This window comes from uncultured Ruminococcus sp., assembly GCF_947301925.1.
Taxonomy (GTDB): domain Bacteria; phylum Bacillota; class Clostridia; order Oscillospirales; family Ruminococcaceae; genus Ruminococcus.
On sequence record NZ_CAMYUE010000027.1, the window covers coordinates 1 to 19,199 of the forward strand.

At 49.1% G+C, this 19,199-nt stretch carries 20 protein-coding genes, 1 tRNA gene and 3 pseudogenes; 5 read left to right on the plus strand and 19 right to left on the minus strand.

Features of this window, described 5'->3' with window-relative positions:
- The 18 genes and pseudogenes from Q0Y65_RS15305 to Q0Y65_RS15390 form a co-directional block, all read right to left on the minus strand.
- A pseudogene (locus tag Q0Y65_RS15305) lies at window positions 1-367 on the minus strand (hypothetical protein); the annotation flags it as partial.
- 63 nt (window positions 368-430) lie between these two features.
- Window positions 431-751, minus strand: a pseudogene (locus tag Q0Y65_RS15310) (pentapeptide repeat-containing protein); the annotation flags it as partial.
- A gap of 1 nt (window position 752) precedes the next feature.
- A complete protein-coding gene (locus Q0Y65_RS15315; RefSeq protein ID WP_297961768.1) occupies window positions 753-1,868 on the minus strand; it encodes an LPD28 domain-containing protein in 1,116 nt (371 codons plus the stop codon).
- Window positions 1,861-2,640, minus strand: coding sequence for a phage antirepressor KilAC domain-containing protein (locus Q0Y65_RS15320; RefSeq protein ID WP_297961771.1), 780 nt, complete (start codon window positions 2,638-2,640; stop codon window positions 1,861-1,863). The genes Q0Y65_RS15315 and Q0Y65_RS15320 overlap by 8 nt, the downstream gene beginning before the upstream one ends.
- A complete protein-coding gene (dcm, locus tag Q0Y65_RS15325) occupies window positions 2,633-3,910 on the minus strand; it encodes a DNA (cytosine-5-)-methyltransferase (RefSeq protein ID WP_297961774.1) in 1,278 nt (425 codons plus the stop codon). Before dcm ends, Q0Y65_RS15320 begins: the two co-directional genes overlap by 8 nt.
- Before the next feature lie 205 nt (window positions 3,911-4,115).
- The gene (locus Q0Y65_RS15330; protein WP_297961776.1) at window positions 4,116-4,361 is read right to left on the minus strand and encodes a hypothetical protein; all 246 of its coding nucleotides are present in this window, start codon (window positions 4,359-4,361) and stop codon (window positions 4,116-4,118) included.
- A gap of 53 nt (window positions 4,362-4,414) precedes the next feature.
- Entirely contained in the window at window positions 4,415-4,966 is a 552-nt protein-coding gene (locus Q0Y65_RS15335; protein ID WP_297961779.1) for a DUF4314 domain-containing protein, read from the minus strand.
- A 9-nt stretch (window positions 4,967-4,975) separates the two neighbouring features.
- The gene (locus tag Q0Y65_RS15340) at window positions 4,976-5,443 is read right to left on the minus strand and encodes a hypothetical protein (protein WP_297961782.1); all 468 of its coding nucleotides are present in this window, start codon (window positions 5,441-5,443) and stop codon (window positions 4,976-4,978) included.
- A complete protein-coding gene (locus Q0Y65_RS15345; protein ID WP_297961784.1) occupies window positions 5,430-5,576 on the minus strand; it encodes a CopG family transcriptional regulator in 147 nt (48 codons plus the stop codon). The genes Q0Y65_RS15340 and Q0Y65_RS15345 overlap by 14 nt, the downstream gene beginning before the upstream one ends.
- Entirely contained in the window at window positions 5,573-6,754 is a 1,182-nt protein-coding gene (locus Q0Y65_RS15350) for a DUF6329 domain-containing protein (protein ID WP_297961787.1), read from the minus strand. Before Q0Y65_RS15350 ends, Q0Y65_RS15345 begins: the two co-directional genes overlap by 4 nt.
- A gap of 13 nt (window positions 6,755-6,767) precedes the next feature.
- On the minus strand, window positions 6,768-7,847 hold the full coding sequence (locus tag Q0Y65_RS15355; protein ID WP_297961790.1) for a DUF6329 domain-containing protein: 1,080 nt from the start codon (window positions 7,845-7,847) through the stop codon (window positions 6,768-6,770).
- A 477-nt stretch (window positions 7,848-8,324) separates the two neighbouring features.
- Window positions 8,325-8,401 (minus strand) — tRNA-Met (locus Q0Y65_RS15360).
- Window positions 8,402-8,486: 85 nt separating this feature from the next.
- Window positions 8,487-9,068, minus strand: a complete 582-nt coding sequence (locus tag Q0Y65_RS15365; protein WP_297961793.1) for a GNAT family N-acetyltransferase — start codon at window positions 9,066-9,068, stop codon at window positions 8,487-8,489.
- Window positions 9,019-9,480 (minus strand): GNAT family N-acetyltransferase, encoded by a 462-nt coding sequence (locus Q0Y65_RS15370; protein ID WP_297961826.1) that lies wholly within the window; start codon window positions 9,478-9,480, stop codon window positions 9,019-9,021. Before Q0Y65_RS15370 ends, Q0Y65_RS15365 begins: the two co-directional genes overlap by 50 nt.
- 42 nt (window positions 9,481-9,522) lie before the next feature.
- A pseudogene (locus Q0Y65_RS15375) lies at window positions 9,523-9,879 on the minus strand (GNAT family N-acetyltransferase); the annotation flags it as partial.
- A gap of 33 nt (window positions 9,880-9,912) precedes the next feature.
- Window positions 9,913-10,251, minus strand: a complete 339-nt coding sequence (locus Q0Y65_RS15380) for a cupin domain-containing protein (protein ID WP_297961797.1) — start codon at window positions 10,249-10,251, stop codon at window positions 9,913-9,915.
- Window positions 10,252-10,513: 262 nt separating this feature from the next.
- Window positions 10,514-11,800 carry a galactokinase family protein gene (locus Q0Y65_RS15385; RefSeq protein ID WP_297961800.1) on the minus strand — a complete coding sequence of 429 codons (1,287 nt, stop codon included), beginning with the start codon at window positions 11,798-11,800 and terminating at the stop codon, window positions 10,514-10,516.
- 21 nt (window positions 11,801-11,821) lie between these two features.
- Complete coding sequence (locus Q0Y65_RS15390) at window positions 11,822-12,559, minus strand: MBL fold metallo-hydrolase (RefSeq protein ID WP_297961803.1); 738 nt, start codon at window positions 12,557-12,559, stop codon at window positions 11,822-11,824.
- Between the two features lie 181 nt (window positions 12,560-12,740).
- Between Q0Y65_RS15390 and Q0Y65_RS15395 the strand changes: the two genes are divergently transcribed.
- Window positions 12,741-13,760, plus strand: a complete 1,020-nt coding sequence (locus Q0Y65_RS15395; RefSeq protein WP_297961805.1) for a glycoside hydrolase family 130 protein — start codon at window positions 12,741-12,743, stop codon at window positions 13,758-13,760.
- Window positions 13,761-13,797: 37 nt separating this feature from the next.
- Here the strand turns inward: Q0Y65_RS15395 and Q0Y65_RS15400 are convergent, their stop codons facing one another.
- Window positions 13,798-14,937: a hypothetical protein gene (locus Q0Y65_RS15400; protein ID WP_297961808.1), complete on the minus strand. Its 1,140-nt coding sequence runs from the start codon at window positions 14,935-14,937 to the stop codon at window positions 13,798-13,800.
- A gap of 376 nt (window positions 14,938-15,313) precedes the next feature.
- Here Q0Y65_RS15400 and Q0Y65_RS15405 point away from each other — a divergent pair, with 376 nt between their 5' ends.
- From Q0Y65_RS15405 to argS, 4 genes are read left to right on the plus strand one after another with little or no spacing between them, the layout of a single operon-like run.
- Window positions 15,314-15,688, plus strand: a complete 375-nt coding sequence (locus Q0Y65_RS15405) for a hypothetical protein (protein WP_297961811.1) — start codon at window positions 15,314-15,316, stop codon at window positions 15,686-15,688.
- On the plus strand, window positions 15,636-16,709 hold the full coding sequence (locus tag Q0Y65_RS15410) for a D-alanine--D-alanine ligase family protein (protein ID WP_297961814.1): 1,074 nt from the start codon (window positions 15,636-15,638) through the stop codon (window positions 16,707-16,709). Before Q0Y65_RS15405 ends, Q0Y65_RS15410 begins: the two co-directional genes overlap by 53 nt.
- A gap of 18 nt (window positions 16,710-16,727) precedes the next feature.
- Window positions 16,728-17,150 carry a DUF1934 domain-containing protein gene (locus tag Q0Y65_RS15415; RefSeq protein WP_297961817.1) on the plus strand — a complete coding sequence of 141 codons (423 nt, stop codon included), beginning with the start codon at window positions 16,728-16,730 and terminating at the stop codon, window positions 17,148-17,150.
- Window positions 17,151-17,172: 22 nt separating this feature from the next.
- Window positions 17,173-18,942: an arginine--tRNA ligase gene (argS, locus tag Q0Y65_RS15420; RefSeq protein WP_297961820.1), complete on the plus strand. Its 1,770-nt coding sequence runs from the start codon at window positions 17,173-17,175 to the stop codon at window positions 18,940-18,942.
- The last annotated feature ends 257 nt before the right edge of the window (window positions 18,943-19,199 follow it).

Sequence of the window (19,199 nt, forward strand, 5' to 3'; positions counted from 1 at the left end):
GCTCCTGTGCAGGCTGTTCCTCAATAAAACCGCCAAGCCTGTTGGGAACATAGTCTGAGAGCCATGTGCCGCCGAACTGCTCATGAGTCTGAAGTCTCCACATTGCCAGCTTTCCGACATCAAGCTCAACATCTTCAAACGGGAACATTATATTAGTAAGTCCTTCATTTTCAAAGACATAGAGCCTGTCGAACGGTGATTTCAGGATGTCTGTGTCGATAAGTGCTGAGTTTATACCGTCAGCCCATTCCTGAAGATCTCCGCCGCAGCCCTGAAGGATAAGTCCTTCCTTGTTGTTCATCTTACGCAGGTCTTCCGGAGATACCCTTATGATCTCTGCTTCGGGGAGCTCATAGCAGTTCTGCATACTCATGCCGTCAGTCTCACATTTATCGAATGCGATATTTCTCAGCGAACTATGGGTGAATACAGCACTTTTGAGGTCACATTTATCGAATGTAACGTTTCTGAATGCTGCTTCTTCGGCAGTAAACATAGTACAGTCACAGCCGCTGAACTTCACATTATTAAACTCGGCGAAGCACATACCTGCATCTGTCATATCACAGAGCCTGAACTCACAGTTCCTGAACGCAGCACTGTTGAACTGTTTCCCCTTAAATGATAATCTCTCAAAGGAGCAGTTTTCAAAGACAGCTCGATCTCCGCATTTTTCATCCTCGATCCATTTATTATGCATGAATTCCGCTGATTCAAGCTCTTCCTGCATTACTTTTCTTTTCTCGTCCATATCACACCTCCGACATTCCAATGCTCAGTTCCTCGGTCTGCCCGGGATCATAATCCCTGAACATATACAGGGACATAGTTTCACCGAGGAAGTTAGGACTGCTGTCCTCGTCAAGCACGATATATCCTTTACTTCTGAGATCAATGGGTTCCTTTGTTACGATAGAACCTGCATGATTTACTGAAACATTTTTCTCTATAGCGAAGAATTCTCCGTCATCGTTATGGCGCAGATGATAGCAGTACATTCCCTTCGGAATATTGGCATCAGTGATGCGGTCATTTGTGAAGAGAGCCGTATGTCCAGCCACCTCGATGAGCTCATACTCATCATCATACTCGATGTTTATATATTCGGTCTCGGTAGCATTAAGGTAAAGAGAATAGTCTTCCTCGAGGCTCGCATCCATTACTTTTGCCGCAAATTCAAGGCAGTCCTTCTGGCTCTCGGGGAAGTATTCTTCTATGCGTTTGCCGTCGTAATAGACGTAGCGTCCGCAGTTATTGCCGATATCCTCGTCAGCCCATTCGTGTTCGAACTTTATATCCGGATACATCTCAGACAGCTTCTGCATTATGGGGTGAGGAGCTGCCCATGCTGTGAGAAATTTCAGCTTACCGTCTTCCATTTCTACTCCGTTGTCGTAGCCATAAGCATTCCATTTGGTACCCCAATTACCGACAGCCCAGTCGTACCACGTAGAGGCTCCGTACTGTATGAGGTTGGAAACGTATTTCTCGCCTTTATCCACCAGATACTTCACACTCTCACGATACCTGTCCTCAGCTAAGTTTATAGCTTCGTTCTCAGGCATGAGAATATCTATCTTCTGCGATAAGACAGGCAGCTTCTTGAGCATTTCACGGAATTCAGCGGCATCTTTCTTCTTGACACCTTCAAATTCCTCATTTATGGGATTAACAGCGGAAATATATACAGCAATGGCACTGTCCTCGATAGAGCCGCTTGTCATATGCAAGGATTCAGGCATAGGCAGTATCTTATTAAAATCCACCGATCCTAAGCCGTATTCCTCATTCTGTATCGCCTCAAGCATAGCCTTTATGCGGTTTTCGTCACCTGAAAGGGTGATTACACTTGTAACATGATTAGGCACTCATCACACCTCCATACTCTCTCATAAGTCTTGAAAGGATGTACTGCTGACCCTTGCCTGTGACAAAGGTCTGCTGATACGTCCTTGTCTGACCGTTGGTCTCATATACGGACTCCTTCACACGGAAGTATCCGTTCTCAATGTATTCCTGATATGGGATATTGCCGCCCATAAGGATTCCACGGGATCTCATCCATGCGAACAGCCTGTTGCGTCCGATGCGGATACCGTGATCTGCACAGAGCTTAGCCATTCGATTAACATCGATAACATTTGTACTGTCACCAACATGGTCTGCGAACTTCACCTTCGGCTCGTCCTTACGGATACGCTCATTGAGCTGATTGATGACTCTGCACTGTATCCTGAAGAGCTGCTTTATAGGTTCATCTGCAAAGGGGAGATATGTCTCAACGAACACATCCTCATTTGCAACATAGCCGCCGGTCTTTCTGATTGTCGGGAGTATCTCTGCTGTTACCCAACGCTTGAACTTCTTGGCTGTGGGGAGTTTGCTTGAAAGGACAAGGCTATATAGGCCTGATTCGTTGATAACAGTCATTCCTCTGTTGGAAATTTTAAAAGTCGGAAAATCCGACTTTTGAATTATTCGCTTATCTTCGGCATCTACGTGCGCTTGAAGTGCATCTCTGTCATTACTGTAACCAAGTATTACAGCTACATCCTTTCCAACAAGCCAAGGCTCGCCCTCGATACATACTGTTCTTACCGAGCCGAACTCGGGGTTGTTAAAAATCATGATTTCATTCATTCTCAAATTCCTCCATATCAATTTCCTTTATGAATCTCGCCAGAGCCTCTATGACATTGACTGTCACAGCGTTTCCGGCTTGCTTGTATAGCTGTGCGTTTGACATTCCTGTCGCTTTGACTTTATTGAACTGCTCATCGGTAAATCCCTGCAATCGCCAGCATTCAAGCGGCATGAGCTTCCTTATGAGTCCGTTATACATAACGCCATTCCGGTCTGTTACTGTAATAGTAAACATCGGCTCGTCCGGATTCTTGAAGCGTCTGCCTTGCTGCCGTACCTTATCTTTGGCAGGAGTGAGCACGGGTATCGGCTTGTCCATGAAGAGAGCCGCTGATTTTTCGCCTTTATGATGTCCGATACCGTTATCCTGCCGTGCAGTTATACACCTTGCAAGGTCTGTTATAGCAGGCTCTGGATTCATATCTATACATTTCACTGAATAGAAGCCCTGTGTTGCCGACGGCGTTACCGTATGGGCTATGTCATGTCCGACACGCCCTCTGCGACTGTTCATATCCGCATATGCAAGGTCGATACTATCTCCGGGGACAGCTATCTGATATCCTGACTTTGTAAGGGACTTTATCGGAAGACCAAGTATCTCATACAGCCCAGACTTACCACCGAATCCGCCTGCTGTTCCGGTCAGCGTTATGCTCAGTCCTTCGGGAGAGTAGACTCTGCATCCTTCTTTTCCGGGTATGCGCTGGATAAGAGTTTTTGGATTTGCGTCTGTGAAAGACAGTATTCTTCCGGCACACTCGGCTCTAAGAAATCCGACAATGAACACTCTTTTTCTGGCTTGGGCGACTCCGAAATTCGCGCTGTTAAGACATTGCCATGCGACATCGTACCCCAAGTCATCCAGCGCAGTGAGGATGGTCGCAAATGTCCTGCCTTCGTCATGCGATAACAGTCCGGGTACGTTTTCAAGCAGCAGATAGCGAGGTCTTTTAACGGCAGCGATCCGAGCAATTTCAAAGAACATGGTTCCTCGGGCGTCCTCAAAGCCTCTCCGTTTTCCTGCGATTGAAAAGCTCTGGCAAGGAAATCCTCCGCAAATAAGGTCGATATCCGGCAAGTCTTCGGGGATGATTTTTCTTGCGTCATCGAAATATTCCTCCTTTGATGTGTCGTAAAGCGCTTCATACGCCTGTTTTGCGAATTTGTCTATCTCGCAGTAACCGACACACTCAAAGCCGCCGACTCGTTCAAGGCCTGAGCGGAAACCGCCGATACCTGCGAACATATCTAAATATCGTATCACAATTCTTCTTCACCTTCCTCTTTCTTTCGATTTCTTTTCTCTGGTAGCTTTCGTAGTTCAATAGACTCACACCTTTCATCAAAAAATTACAGCCGCCTGCATTTTTGCAGACAGCTGTATGTAACGAAAAAAGGCCACCGGTAGTTGTCCTGTTACGGACTCACCACCGATGGCCTTTAATTATATTTATAATAGTATTCAGTTGTTATTCGGCAGGAGAGATGAAGCTCTCTATTACTGCCATTATTTCATCGAGACGTTTTTCGCCGATACCGTTGATCTTGCTGATCTCTTCACGAAGACTCTCGAACTCGATAGCACCATGCTCGACGCTTTTAGCACCCTGGTCATAGATGTTAGTCAGCACCTGCTGCATCTGGTCCCGGTTCATAGCCTTGATTTCCTTATACATCGCTCTTGTAAGCTCAACAGTATTCTGTTCTTTTTCCATTTGATCTTCCTCTTTCTGTTTTTACTGCGAGCTCTATTATACCATACCTGCGGTCATAAGTCAATCGACATTCCCTGAGATTCGTCCTCATCCTGAGCTATATCCTCATTATTCAAGCCAAGGTAGCTCTTGATACCAGCCGCAACAGCTTCATCCGACAGGTCTGTGATCTCAACACCTTCTGCAAGACAGAAACTATCGATTTCATTCGTGCAGTCGCTGTCACTGAACACCTGACAGTAGTATCCTTCACAGAGTATCTCGTTGCCATTATCATCAACTCTCGGGATAGAATTATCGAAACAGGTGGAGACATAAACGTCGCCATATCGACTGCTGTGTTTCTCTGTCAGTTCTTTTTTAGCTTCTGATACAGCAGACTGAACCACATGAAAGCTGTCAACACCGGGGATAACGGAAAGAGAACTACCGTTGCTCCATCTCGTCATGACCTGTCCGGCGTCATCCACTCCAACCACTTCTCCAATAGTTCCGGGAGGGATAGGTCGGGGATCATCAAACATATAGTCACAGCATATCTTCGTTCCTTTCGGGTACTGCTGTCTCAGTCGCTCAACCTGTTCTCTTGACGGAAATCCTTTCACCTGAACACCTCACATATCCATAGACATTCCCTCGTCCTCAGATTCTTCCGGATCTTCGGATTCGTCGAAATCTTCACCTTCGTCCTCATCTTCGGCTTCATCGAGGTCTTCATCCTCATCTTCGTCAGGCTCATCCTCTGACTGCTGCTTTTCAGCCATTGCCTGCTGTTCCTCATAGTCACGGTCAAGCTCGTCCTGAATGAGGCCGAGTACGAACTGCTTCTGTGTCATGTGGTGCCTGTCCAGATAGTCCTTGATCTGAAGGAATAAATCCTCCGGCACCTGAAACGCCATTGTACGCATATTTCCCATATATTTTTCCTCCTTGATAGTTGTCTTCGGGTGGAGCTCGTCATCAAGAGCTTTTGATACGAACTCCGCCATTGTCATTCCGTTTGCTTCGATGTACTGCCTGACCTGAGCGTGCAGGTCAGCATCGATCTTTACTGTTATGCCTTTCTTTTCAGCTTCTGACATTCTCATCGCTCCTCTCCAAGAGCTTCTTCATAGCTCTTTCTGTCAGTTCGTCTGCGGTTATTCCTTCTTTTTCCGCAGCTTTCTCGATTGCTTCTGAAAACTGCGGAGGTATATTGATCTCAACTTTACTCACATACTCATCTCCATATCCTCTGTATTATCGCTTAAATACTCGTCCTCGGGTACAAGAGCCCATGCTTCATCGTCTGACCAGAAGCTGATATTGATCTCTCCGACCTCTGTTCTCATGTACTTCTGCTCCAGCGATTTGCCCCAGCCGTCACTCAGCTGACCGACGCAGTATTGTCTGAATATCTCCATTTCTTCATCGGATAGCTCACCAGTTATCTTTGCAGTTATAACTCCAGTCAGCTCACCGTTTATAACCTCTACTGTACAGTGTGCTGACTGGACCTTTTCCGATATCTCATCTTCAGGGCCTTCAGGAGAATACCAAAGCATAAGACCACGCTTATGTTCTGCAGGAAGATCATTTTCACGGATGAAGGTGTTGATATCATCCGCATATCCAGCCATATCTGCATTATCAAGAATACAGTTATCCTTCGGATTGTCCTTGATATGCTGATATATTTCTATTGGACAGCAAAGGCGTATTTCGTTCAAGTGAGAATCGAGAAACTGTTCATAAATGTATTTGGCCTGTGGTATATACTGAGCGTATCGTGTGTGGGGGCTACCCTCAGATTCTATAAGTATCCCATCACCAAAATCAATATCATAGAGGAGAATACAGTGATACATTTTTTCCTCGTCATCATAGTACATGAAATCCTTGTTTCTTTCTAGAAACGCCAAACTCATAAAAGGGAACCGTGAGATATGCTCGAAGTTTTTATGAGTTACGGCAATTGCCTTTTCGATTACACATTTTTTAACATTAAAAGTGGCAGGTTTCTCCTCAAGATGTGTGTTTAACACCAGCTTATCAGAAAACTCCATAAAGTGATCTGCAAACAATTTTTTGATGCCGTTTATACATCTGGCATCACTACATAAGATGGTTTTAAAGATTAAATCATGATCTGCAACGTTATCCAGAATTCCACAAAGATTATTGAGTTCAAATAGATTATCATTATTACATAATCTATCTATAATGAGATCATCAAGTGGGTTATTGGTATAGAGACCGACAAGATACTGTTCTTTGGCACTGCTTCTGAGCTTTAGTTTTTCAGCAGGCAGGTCTATTCCTGCCTTTTTCAGATCTGCCCTCAGCTCATCATTACATTTAGGTAATATTGTTGATAGTTCTTTTCCCTTATATCGGATATTAACGTTTATCATTAAGTAGCTCACCTCACATTTTTAATTCGACATCTTCTAACGGCGACTCAGGAGCCGCCTTTACTTCTTCCTCAGTCATAAGCTCCCATGCACCGCTGGTGTCATAGAAGCTGACGTAGATATCTCCCTCAGAAGTATGGATATCACGCTGCTCGAAGCCTTCGCCCCAACCGTCACTTGCCTGTCCGGAGAGTTCGTGTAACAGCTCGTCATACTCATAGCTGTCAAGTTCTCCGCATATCTGGCAGGTAAATACTCCCATGAGTCTGTCGCCAACCTTCTCAACAGATGGGAATATGGAGTAGACCTTATCTGAAAAACGCTTTCTGTCGCCGAGATAAGCCATTATTCCACGGTTTTCTTCCTCGTCTGACTGATACGCCTCGATAGCATCACTGATCTCGCTTTCGTACTCAAGTACCTCGAAATCTGAGAGTTCCTCTGTGTCCTCGAAGAATTCATCTTCTCCGTCCTCATCGAATGTAGGCTGAATTTCTCGCTGAACTTTAAGGGGACAATAGAACTTCAGCTCGGTGAGCTTTTCAGCCTCAACATGGATATCCGGCTGAAAGTCTACGCCGATATCCGTATTCTTAGCCATTTTGATATCATACCTCTGAGCGAGCTGCTGTACGATAGCATCTTTGACCAGACTTTCGACCTCATCCATGTCGATCATATCAGCCGATGTGAAGTCTGTCTTGTCTGTGTGAGCAAGTTCAGCGATCTTTTCAACAGTATCCTTGATCATATCGTGAAGTTTCAGTTCGGGTTCGGAAGTCTGGTACCTTTCGTAGATCGACTTAGCATCAGGCACGAACATGGAAAGGCGAGGATAATCAAATCCTTCAGCCTCGATGAGCAGTCCGTCTTCGCCGTACTCATCAAGCAGCATTATGCAGTGATAGGCATTCTTGTCCTCGTACATAAGGTCCCTGGCGGCAGTTATCGCCTCATGCTCCTGATATGGGTTTGCTTTCAGCCTTTCATAGTCGGAGTGAGGAAGGAATACCCATTTCTCGACCTCACAGCGTTTGGTGTTGTGATCGGAAGCCTTGTGTATCAGCTTACCGTTCATGTAGAATTTGTTCATCTGTTTTCCTCCTGTCATAATTATTCCATAGACAGCAGGCGTGATCTGCTTTCTATGTATCTGCCACAGGAGGCTCACAAATCGTCCACAGCGGCTTTATCTTTCCTCGGCGGCGTAGTTCCCCGACCTGCCACTGCCGCCGTCAAAAACGGCTCACAAATTCTGATAGGCATTCTATCATTTGTTTTGGGTAAAATAAAAAAGGACTCGATTCAGCGTTTTCACATTTCGTGAAAACCACTAAAACCGAGTCCGAAACTTTGTGTACTATTTTTCTCTGAAAAACTGAGATTTACCTGTGCTTAGACCTATGAGTGGTATAAAAACTGCCTTTGTGGCAGTTCAAATCCTCCAAAACTGCCTAAATATTGCAATGTCATCCCTCAGTTTTTCAATTTTTCGCTCAACACTAGGGTAGCAAAAAAGCCCGATAAATCGGGCTTTTCAGTGCGTGTCATTCTTTTAGTCACGCCAATATGGTTGCGGCGGCTGGATTTGAACCAACGACCTTCGGGTTATGAGCCCGACGAGCTACCTAGCTGCTCCACACCGCGATATATAGTGCAGTATCATCTGCGACTATATTATTATATCACACAGGCAGTCAAAAGTCAACCGCACACGAAATATTTTTTTGTTTTAACTATCTGCCTGATGGCTTTCACATATCGGGATCTCCATTTCCAGACACTTCCATCTCTCGCCGAGAACGGAATAATACTCATCCTGACGTTTCTTTTCGGCAAATCCAACGGCTTTGTAGCAGTTCAGTGCGGAAGCATTATTCTCGAAAACGCCCAGTGAAATACGCTGTGCGTGAAGCTCCGCCGCAGCATATTTCTTAGCAAGCCCGAGCATTTCCCTGCCGAGACCTTGTCCGCGGCGGTAGCTGTCAACGATGACGAAGCCGAAGCGGACTTCTTTTTTATAGTCGTCAGTATAGCGGAGTATCAGATGCCCCACAGCCTCTCCGTTCCCGTCTACAGCGGTAAACGGGAAGAAAGCACCTGTTTCTGCGCACTTGTCGTAGTGGTCGGCAAGTTCTTCGGGAGTTATAGGATAATCACCGAAGCGGTCGGCGCTCCACAGTCTGAACTCCCGTTCGTTTTTTATCCAGCTTAAAATGGCCGCACCGTCAGCGACTTCAAATCTACGCAGTATCATGAGCACCTCACAGCCACTGGATAAAGGCGGTCTTGTCTTTTCTGTTATAGCCTGCATTCTCGTAGAATCGCAGAGTGCCCTCCTCCTTGGAGCCGGTCAGGAGCATCATTTTATAGCAGTTCTCTTTCCGTGCGATTTCACGAGCGTAGTCGAGGCAGGCTGTAGCCAGACCCTTGCGGCGGAATTCTGCGGAGGTGACCACATTCTCGATAAAGGCATATGGACGCTGACCGCGGGTAAGGTTAGGTATTATCACGCAAACGCATGAAGCCGCGATACGCCCGTCCGCATCTGCGACGATGATATGGTGGTTCTTGTCGGCGAGAACACTTTTCCAGACCTCCATAACCCGCTGATCCTTTTCGGGGACAGGGTTATCGTGAAGCTCCGTATAAAGGCGCATCAGGCCGTCAAAGTCCTCATCGGCGATCTCCCTTATTAACGAACCGCCATCAAGTTGTTTAGACATAAAAACATCCGCCCTTTCATTATCGTTATAGCGTTCAATGCGTTGAAAGCCCATCTTTTTATACAGTGCCAGCGCGTTTTCGTAAGTTGATACGGTATCCAGAACAATGCTCCCGAAGCCCGAACTCCGCGCAAAGTTCACAGCTGTTTCCGCAAGTCTGCGTCCCAGTCCCCGTCCGTGATACTCCCTGAACAGATACATTGCTTTCAGTTCGCAGAGTGTATCGCCGAGCTTTTTCACGCCCACGGTACCGATGATCTTTTCATCGTCCACAGCGCACCAGAAGCCCATATAATTATGCTCAATATCTGCAAAGGAAGCGTGCCTGCCCTCCGGCTCGAATACCTTGCCCGACTCGGGGAAAACATCGGCCAGGAATTCACACACGGATCTCTGCATATCAGCGCTGAAGCTTTTTATCGTTATCACAGCTTATTTTACCCTCCTGCCGCCGAAAGCGTGGATAGTTCTTGTGCCTGCCTTACAGCTGCCGCCCTGCACTGTTCCTTTTGGGATAAAGAGCTCGTCCCCTGCATGGAGGACGGTAGCCTCGCCGTTTACAGTGACGGTATATTCACCCTCAACGCAGATCATATACTCATCGTAATCGTGAACGTGTTCCTTTGAGACTCTGTCGCAGGGATAGGTCCAGAAGGCCATCTGGCTGCCGTCGGGAGCGGTATAGTAATAGCCCTCTATGTCGGGAGTATTCTGCTGTGCAGCAGGTATTTTATTTGCAGTTCTCTTCATGAACTCAGGAAAACCATTCATCCGAGCACCTCCATAAATCATAATTTGTAAGGGACGCCGCCCTCGGCGTCCCATCAGGGAACGCCTTCTCTTGCAAGGCGTTCCCTCTTCAAAAACAGTCCACTGGACTGTTTTTGAATTCACCCTTTGCGAAGCGCCTGACGTATTCGGGGCGCCGCCCCGATCCCCGCAAGGGCTGTCAGCCCTTGACCTGACCAAAGGGTTGTAAACCCTTTGGAATCCCTTTCATGGGCTCAGCAAAGCTAATACGCTAAATTATGATTTATAACACCAGCTCATAACCGCCAACAGGTCTGATAGTCAGCACATTGCAGCACCCTGCGCCGAAAACGCGCTCCATCTCCGCGGCATAGTCTCCCGCCAGATAGTTTGGCACAAAGGCCTGAACGGTACCTGCAAAGCCGCCGCCGTGAACGCGCACCGCACCGCTGCCGCCAAGAAACCGCTTGCTGAGCATTATTGCCAGAGTCAGCGGCTGAGACTGCGGCTCACCTGCGGGATAGAGATTCTGAAGCAGCTGAGCAGAGGAATTCCCCGACTCGTTCACCAGCTCAAAGAAGCGCACCGTATCGCCCTCCGCAAGAGCCTGCGCCTCCTCGGCAGCACGCCTGTTCTCCGCGAAGAAATGAGCGGCACGGAGCAGTTCCCTGTCGGTGCAGGTCTCGCGGAGTTCGGGGAGCCTCGAATAGAACTCCTCCTCGTCGGCATAGCGTAGATACTCGCAGCCCATAGCCTCCGCGACGTGCTTCATCTCCGCAGCCACAGCGCCGTATTCATCGGACAGATCGGCGTGATCTCCGTTAGTATCGGTAATGCACACCGAATACCCTGCCTTGTCGAAGTCAAAATCCACTGCCGAGATCTTCAGCTCCTGCGGATCCCCGAAGTCGATGGCAGCGAAGCCTCCGCAAGCGCACACCATCTGATCCATGAGGCCGCAGTTCTTGCCGAAATAGGCATTTTCCGCAAACTTTCCTATTCTTGCCAGCGTCTCGGCAGACGCCATGCCGTCGTTATACTGCTTGTTGATAATAGTTGCCATCAGCACCTCAAATGCAGCCGACGACGAAAGACCGCTGCCGCCTGCCACATCAGAGGTGATATATGCGTCAAAGCCGCCGATGCTTACGCCCTTTTCCGCGAATTTAGCCGCAATGCCGCGCACCAGAGCCGCAGAGGTCCCCTTCTCCGCACCGTTTACCTCGAGGCAGCCAAGGTCTATCTCGTCGGCGGTAAAGCCCTCGGACTTTATGCGGATAACGCCCTCGTCATGGAACGATACCATAGCGATGATATCAAGGCTCACAGCCGCCGCAAGCACACAGCCGTGCTGGTGATCCGTATGATTGCCGCCTATCTCCGTTCTTCCGGGAGCCGAATAGACATGGAGCTCCTCGCACTGCGGATACAGAGCAGAGAACCGCTCTGCCGCACTGAGATATCTTGCCCTCGCTCTGAGGACAGCCTTATCGGAAGCCCCGTAGAGCCTGCGCAGCTGCTGATCGAAGCGTCCGCCGGAAATTCCGCTGATAAATTCAAAAACATTCATAAAGCCGCCTCCTTTAAGTTATTATTTAAGCTGACTATGCCTGCCCATAAGCAGATATTTTTTAATTACAGGTCTCGCCTCTCTCATTTCAACGGGCAGCCCGTGTCCCGTAGCCAGCCATTCCGGAGCTATATCCAGCATTCTTTGCAGAGAGCGCTCCATGGCTGCGAGAGAAGCTGCATGAGGCGTGATATCGGGCTTTCTCCATATTGCGGTAAAGGCGTCGCCGCAGTACAGCACCCCCTCCGAGAGCACTCCCAAAGAGCCCAGGGTATGTCCCGCCAGAGGCACAACCTCCGCATCAAAGCCCAGCTCCCTGAGAGCGTATCTGTCGCCGCTGCCGAGGAAGATATCGGGAGTATAGGGCTTTGTGCTGAAGAGCTTCATGCCGCCCATAAGGTTCTGCTGCACGTTCCTGAGCCTGTACCTTGGCGAGGTAGCTTTTACGGGCTGCCTGCCGAAGTGGCCTATGAGCTCCCTGTCCCGCTCGCCGAGGATTATCTCCGCACCCGTTTCGCGGCGCAGCCTTTCGGCGTTGCTGTCATGGTCGGTATGGGCGTGAGTAAGGAAGATATAACGTATATCAAATCCCGAGATGTACTCCGCCAGCCGCCTGTAAACAAGGGATATCCCCGTATCTATGAGCATATCGCCGTTTCTTCCGCAGAGCACATAGCTGGAAAGGGGGCTGCCGCCCACATAGGCGCAGAAATAGTGTATATTGCCGAAGCTTCTGGTCTTTTCCGTGATTATCTTCATAGTCTCCCCTCCGTTTTTATTTCATTATACACCCTGGCGGCTGTTTTTTCTATAACTTTGTGTAAACTTTGAGCCCTCTGTAAATTAAAGAAAAATTTTCAGTTTCCTATTGACTTGCGGACAAAATTACTGTATAATTTAATTAACGCATATCCCATAGCTTAAATTTAAGGAGACCATTATGACGGATATCAGGATGATCGGCAGTGAGCTGCCTAACATACCGTGGCAGGACAGACCCGACGGCTGTACGGCTCCTGTGTGGAGATACAGCGGAAACCCCATAATCGGCAGGAATCCCCTTCCCGAGGTGGCAAGGATATTCAACAGCGCCGTCATCCCATACGGCGGCGGCTTTATCGGAGTATTCCGCGGCGAGCAGCGCAACGGAATACCCCACATATATCTGGGCAGGAGCAGTGACGCCATACACTGGGAATTCGAGCCCGAAAGGATAGCCTTCACCGACAGGAACGGCGCCCCCTTCATGCCGCCCTACGCATACGACCCCCGACTTGTTAAAGTCGATGATACATACTACATCATGTGGTGCCAGGACGCATTCGGTCCAACCATCGGCATTGCGGAGACCAAAGATTTCATGACCTTCACACGCCTTGAAAATCCCTACCTTCCCTATAACCGCAATGCCGTCCTCTTCCCGAGGAAGATAAACGGCAATTTCGTCATGCTGTCCCGCCCCTGCGACAACGGACACACCGCATTCGGCGATATATTCCTGTCCGAGAGCCCCGACACGGAGTTCTGGGGACGTCACCGCCATGTAATGGGAAGTTCCGGCAACTGGTGGGAGAACCTGAAGATAGGCGCAGGAGCCGCCCCCATCGAGACCGACAAGGGCTGGCTGCTGTTCTATCACGGAGTTGTGAACACCTGCAACGGCTATGTCTACAGCATCGGCGCCGCCATACTGGACATAAACGAGCCCTCCCGTGTGCTGCACCGCTGCGAGAACTATATCCTCGCCCCCGAGGAATGGTACGAGGAGCGCGGTTTTGTGCCCAATGTGTGCTTCCCCTGCGCAGCTCTTACGGATCCCGCCACAGGCCGCATAGCCATATATTACGGCTGTGCCGACAGCTATGTGGGAGTGGCCTTCACTACGGTACAGACCCTGTACGACTATATCCTCGCCCACGACAAGCTCCAGAAGGGCGACGGAGATACCGGCATAAGATAAAAAGCAAAGCCTTCGGAAAGTTCCGAAGGCTCTTTTTTCAGCGATAGCGATTATTCGGGTTATTGTAATTGTTCGGATAATTGTTGGGAGCGCCGTAATTATTCGGACGTCCGCCGTAGTTATTTGGCTGTCCGTAATTATTGGGGTAGTTATTGGGATAGCCGCCGTAACCGCCTCCCTGATAATAATTCTGATAGCTGCCTGCGAGCTCCTTCTTCTTGTCCTTTGATCTGCACACCAGCACAAATATCAGGGTCATTATACCGCCGAACAGAATGGTATACAGCAGCACTCCCTTGTAGAAGTGAAAACGCTGAACGCACACCATAGCCTGACCGTCTGTAGTCTCAATGTGCTTTGAGGTAATAGTTGCAAGGCCGTAGCTTCTCTTGGTGTATCTCTGCTTGCTCTGCGAGAAGTCCGCCTTATCCACAAGCTCCTGCGCTATCTTATCCGATTTGCGCTGACCCAGACGCGCGTCCATTATCTTCTTGTAAAGGCTGTAATCGGAGTCTCTCTTGCAATTCCAGTCGTGTCGGATAAAGATATTTTCTCTGCTGACTATATCGCCGCTGCAGGGGATATCGAATTTCCCCAGCTCCGCATTATTGCTGTCAAGAAGGGTTATGGAAGCGGGGTGAACGATATAGCTGCTGTCAAGGGAGTAGGAGTCCAGTCTCACATATACCTCCCCATTCTTTTCCAGCAGGTCGTATACCTTGGAGGAGCAGTCATTCTTTATGAACTCGTTGACGTCAATGACGCCTACCACATATCTGATATAATCTGACTTTCCGCCCTTATCCTCGTAAACAACGTCAAATATGCCGCTTGAGAGCTCCGTCATGCCGTCCTCGTCAAAAAACACGGTGGACTGGTCAATATCCATATTTAAGAACGCAAAAACAGACCACCACTTGTCATCGTTCCTGATCCTTGAATTGTCCAGCAGTGTGACAAAGGTCAGGCCACTAAGGCCGTTTGTCCTGTTTTTTTCATCAGGCTCCCTTGGAACAGGGTGAAGCATCTGGTTTTCCTTCACGGAGTATCCCACCGTTGCGTCCTCCATCATTTTTACAATGACCGTCCTGACGATAAGTATGCCCGTAAGGTTGACGATGAATAGTATGACTGCCATAAATACCAGCCACAGGATAGTTCTTCTGAGTTTTTTCATAGCATTAAATCTCCTTTGTAAGGTTTCCCGAATATCATAGGCATAATTATATATCATTTTCCTGTAAAAGTCAATAGATTTTCCGTACCCTCTCCCCCATGTCCCACTGCCGGACGGAGCATTTTTATCCTTTTTTCTTCGTCAATTTTACTAAGGGGTATTCCGTCAAAATGATGAAAAGGCAAAAAAATCGTTGTGATTATGCACAAACTCACGGGTTGAAAATTGTCTGCAATGTACTATACTTGCGAATTTCACTGTGTTATTCTGCATTTTCGCAAAAAATACTTGCAGTTTTTTGTGAATTGTGATAAAATAGATTGATACTGGAAAATGACAATAGAATTTTTTGGATACTATTTAAAAGGAGAAACATATGGCAAAGATAAAAGCTGCCGTTATTTTCGGCGGCACAGCAAAGGAGCATGACCTTTCACTTGCTTCGGCGGCAGAGGTCATCAGCAGTATCCCGAGAGATAAATACGAGGTAATATGCATAGGCATAACCCGTAAGGGACGCTGGCTCTATTTCCCGGGCGACGCAGAGGATATAGCAGCAGGCACATGGGATCAGGATCCCGACTGCACCTCCGCATTCATATCCCCCGACCCGCTTCACAGAGGCATAATCACTATCGAGAACGGCGAGACCTCACTCAAGAAGATCGACGTGGTATTCCCCTTAAAAGGAGAAACATATGGCAAAGATAAAAGCTGCCGTTATTTTCGGCGGCACAGCAAAGGAGCATGACCTTTCACTTGCTTCGGCGGCAGAGGTCATCAGCAGTATCCCGAGAGATAAATACGAGGTAATATGCATAGGCATAACCCGTAAGGGACGCTGGCTCTATTTCCCGGGCGACGCAGAGGATATAGCAGCAGGCACATGGGATCAGGATCCCGACTGCACCTCCGCATTCATATCCCCCGACCCGCTTCACAGAGGCATAATCACTATCGAGAACGGCGAGACCTCACTCAAGAAGATCGACGTGGTATTCCCCATACTCATGGGCAAGAGAGGCGGCGACGGCACCATTCAGGGCCTGCTGGACCTTTCGGGCATACCCTATGTGGGAAGCGGCGTTCTGGCCTCGGCCTCATGTATGGACAAGTCCCACACCCACATGGTAATGGACGACTACGACATAAAGACCGCCCCCTGGCGGCTCATCACCCAGCGCGAGATAAATCACCTTGACGAGAGATGCGCGGCAGTTGCCTCCGAACTGGGCTTCCCCCTTGTGGTAAAGCCCGCAAACAGCGGCAGCAACGCAGGAGTAAGCTTCGCCGACAACGCAGAGCAGCTCCTTGCGGCAGTCAAGCTGGCCTTCTCCAGCGACAACAAGGTAGTGATAGAGAAATACATCAGCGGCCGCAAGCTGGAAGCGGCTGTGTTCGGCTACGATTCACCCGTATGCTCCTCCGTCGGAGAGATAAAGGCCTCCGACGCCCCATACGATCCCAATAACTTCAACGTAAGCACAGGCGACGATCTTATTATCCCCGCAGACCTTCCGAGAGATGTGGAGGAAAAGGTGCGCGAGACCGCAGTCACCGCCTTCAAGGCGCTGGGCTGCAAGGGTATGGCAAGAGCAGACCTCTTCCTCACGGACAGCGGCGAGCTCCTGCTCAACAAGATCGGCACTATGCCCGGGCTCAGAAAAAGCAGCGTTTTCCCAAAGCTCATGGAGGAGCTGGGCTTCTCCCACGACGAGCTCATAGACGGCCTCCTCGAGCAGGCAATGGACAACGCAGACAGAACATACTGAGCCAATAAGGAGACTGCTTTGAAAAATAACGTTTTGATCTCACTGACGAGTATCCAGTGGCAGGAAGACGAAAAGAACGAGACAGAGCTGCTCACAAAGGCCAGTCTCACCCGCGAGAACGGCTGGGACATCATCTCCTACGAGGACACCTCGGCCACAGGCTTTGAGGGCTCTGTTACCACCATAAAGGTGGACGACTGCAAAAACGCCTCCATAACCCGCGAGGGCACGGCAAATTCCGTACTCTCACTGGAGATAGGCCGCAAGCACTTCTGCCAGTACGGTACTCCCTACGGCAACCTTCAGATCGGCGTGTACACCCACGCCATAGAGAACACCCTGGCCGAGAACGGCAGGCTGTATCTGAAGTATACCCTGGATCTCAATTCCTCGTATCTATCGGATAACGAGATAATAATGACAGTACAGGCTCGGAACTGAGCCGAAAGAAAGGATAGATATAATGTCAGACCTTATCAATTCCGCAACAGTCCGCCTCCGCGAGGTCATCATGGACGCCCTCGGAGCACTGGTGGCAGAGGAGAAGATCCCTGCCGAACCCCTCTCCCCCTTCAATATCGAGATCCCCGCGGACAAGTCCCACGGTGATCTTGCCGCAAATACCGCAATGGTATGCGCAAAGGCTCTCAGGATGCCCCCGAGGAAGATAGCAGAGCTCATCTGCGAAAAGCTCTGCCTTGAAGGCACCATATTCGACAGGGCAGAGGTGGCAGGCCCCGGCTTCCTCAACTTCTTCCTCAGCAGGAAGTGGTTCTCTGAGGTAGTAAAGAACGTCCTTGACGAGGGCGGCAACTACGGAAAGACCGAAACAGGCAAGGGCAAGCGCGTCCTCGTTGAATTCGTTTCCGCAAACCCCACAGGCCCCATGCACATAGGCAACGCAAGAGGCGGCGCTATCGGCGACTGTCTCGCCAGCGTGCTCCAGTGGGCAGGCTATCACGCCGAGCGCGAATTCTACGTCAACGACGCAGGCAATCAGATCGAGAAGTTCGGAAAGTCCCTGGAGCTCAGATATTTGCAGCTCTGCTCCGAAAAGGGACAGGAGCTCATAGCTCAGTACAAGGACGATACCGACAAGCTCTGCTCGGCTATATATGAGGAAAGCGGAGAAGGCGGAAAGTTTGAGATGCCCGAGGACGTTTACCTCGGAACAGACATAATCGAACACGCAAAGAACTTCTACGACATCAACGGCAAGGCAATGGAGACCGTCTCCGAGACAGAGCGCCGCAAGGCCCTGGTCGACTACGCTCTGCCGCTGAATATAGCAGGCCTTGAACGCGACCTGAAGAAGTACCGCATCGTTTACGACAACTGGTTCCGCGAGAGCACGGTCCACGCAAAGAACGAGACAAAGCTGGTTGTTGACAAGCTCATGGAGGCAGGAAAGGCCTACGAGCAGGACGGCGCTATCTGGTTCAGGGCTACGGACTACGGAATGGACAAGGACTTCGTACTCAAGCGCAGCAACGGCCTCTATACTTATATAGTACCCGATATCGCCTACCACTACGACAAGCTGGTAACGCGCGGCTTCGACAAGGCCATCAATGTACTGGGCGCAGACCACCACGGCTACGTTCCCAGACTAAAAGCAGCCCTCAACGCCCTCGGCGTTGACGAGACAAAGCTGGACGTAGTCCTCATGCAGATGGTAAGACTGGTCCGCAACGGCGAGACGGTAAAGCTCTCAAAGAGAAGCGGCAAGGCCATAACCCTTGTTACTCTCCTTGACGAGATACCAATAGACGCAGCCCGTTTCTTCTTCAATCTCCGTGAAGCAAATTCACAGTTTGAATTCGATCTCGGTCTGGCAATAGAAAAGACCTCGCAGAACCCCGTATACTACGTCCAGTACGCTCACGCAAGGATATGCAGTATGCTCAGGGCTCTTGCAGAGGAGGGCATAAGCGTGCCCGAGTCCGCAGACCTTGATCTCCTCACCGATCCGAGAGAGATCGAGCTCATACGCCACCTCGCCTCCCTCCCCGGAGAGATAGACGCGGCGGCAAGGACCTACGATCCCGCAAAGATCACAAAGTACGCTATCGACCTTGCAACTCTGTTCCACCGCTTCTACGACGGCTGCAGCGTAAAGAATGCAGGCAGTGAGGAGCTTATGAAGGCACGTCTCCTTCTCAGCGTGGCAGTACGTCAGACGCTAAGGAACGCACTGGAGATACTCAATATCGACAGGCCCGAGAAAATGTAATTAGTTGCATTTCTTACCTTAAAAAATTACGGTTTGGTTACAAAAAAATTTGCCGCATTGGTAGATTTTAACAAAATTCAACACATATACAAGTCATGTTTGTGAGCCTTCGGACGAAAGTTAACAGTTTGTTAACAAATAAGAGCCAAAAATGTGTTACAATTTGTAATATGTTGAGGAGACAAATGCTCTCCCGACTCTCTGAAGGTCCGCTCAAAATAAGATCTTATTAAGAGAAAGGATGTAAATCATGTCCA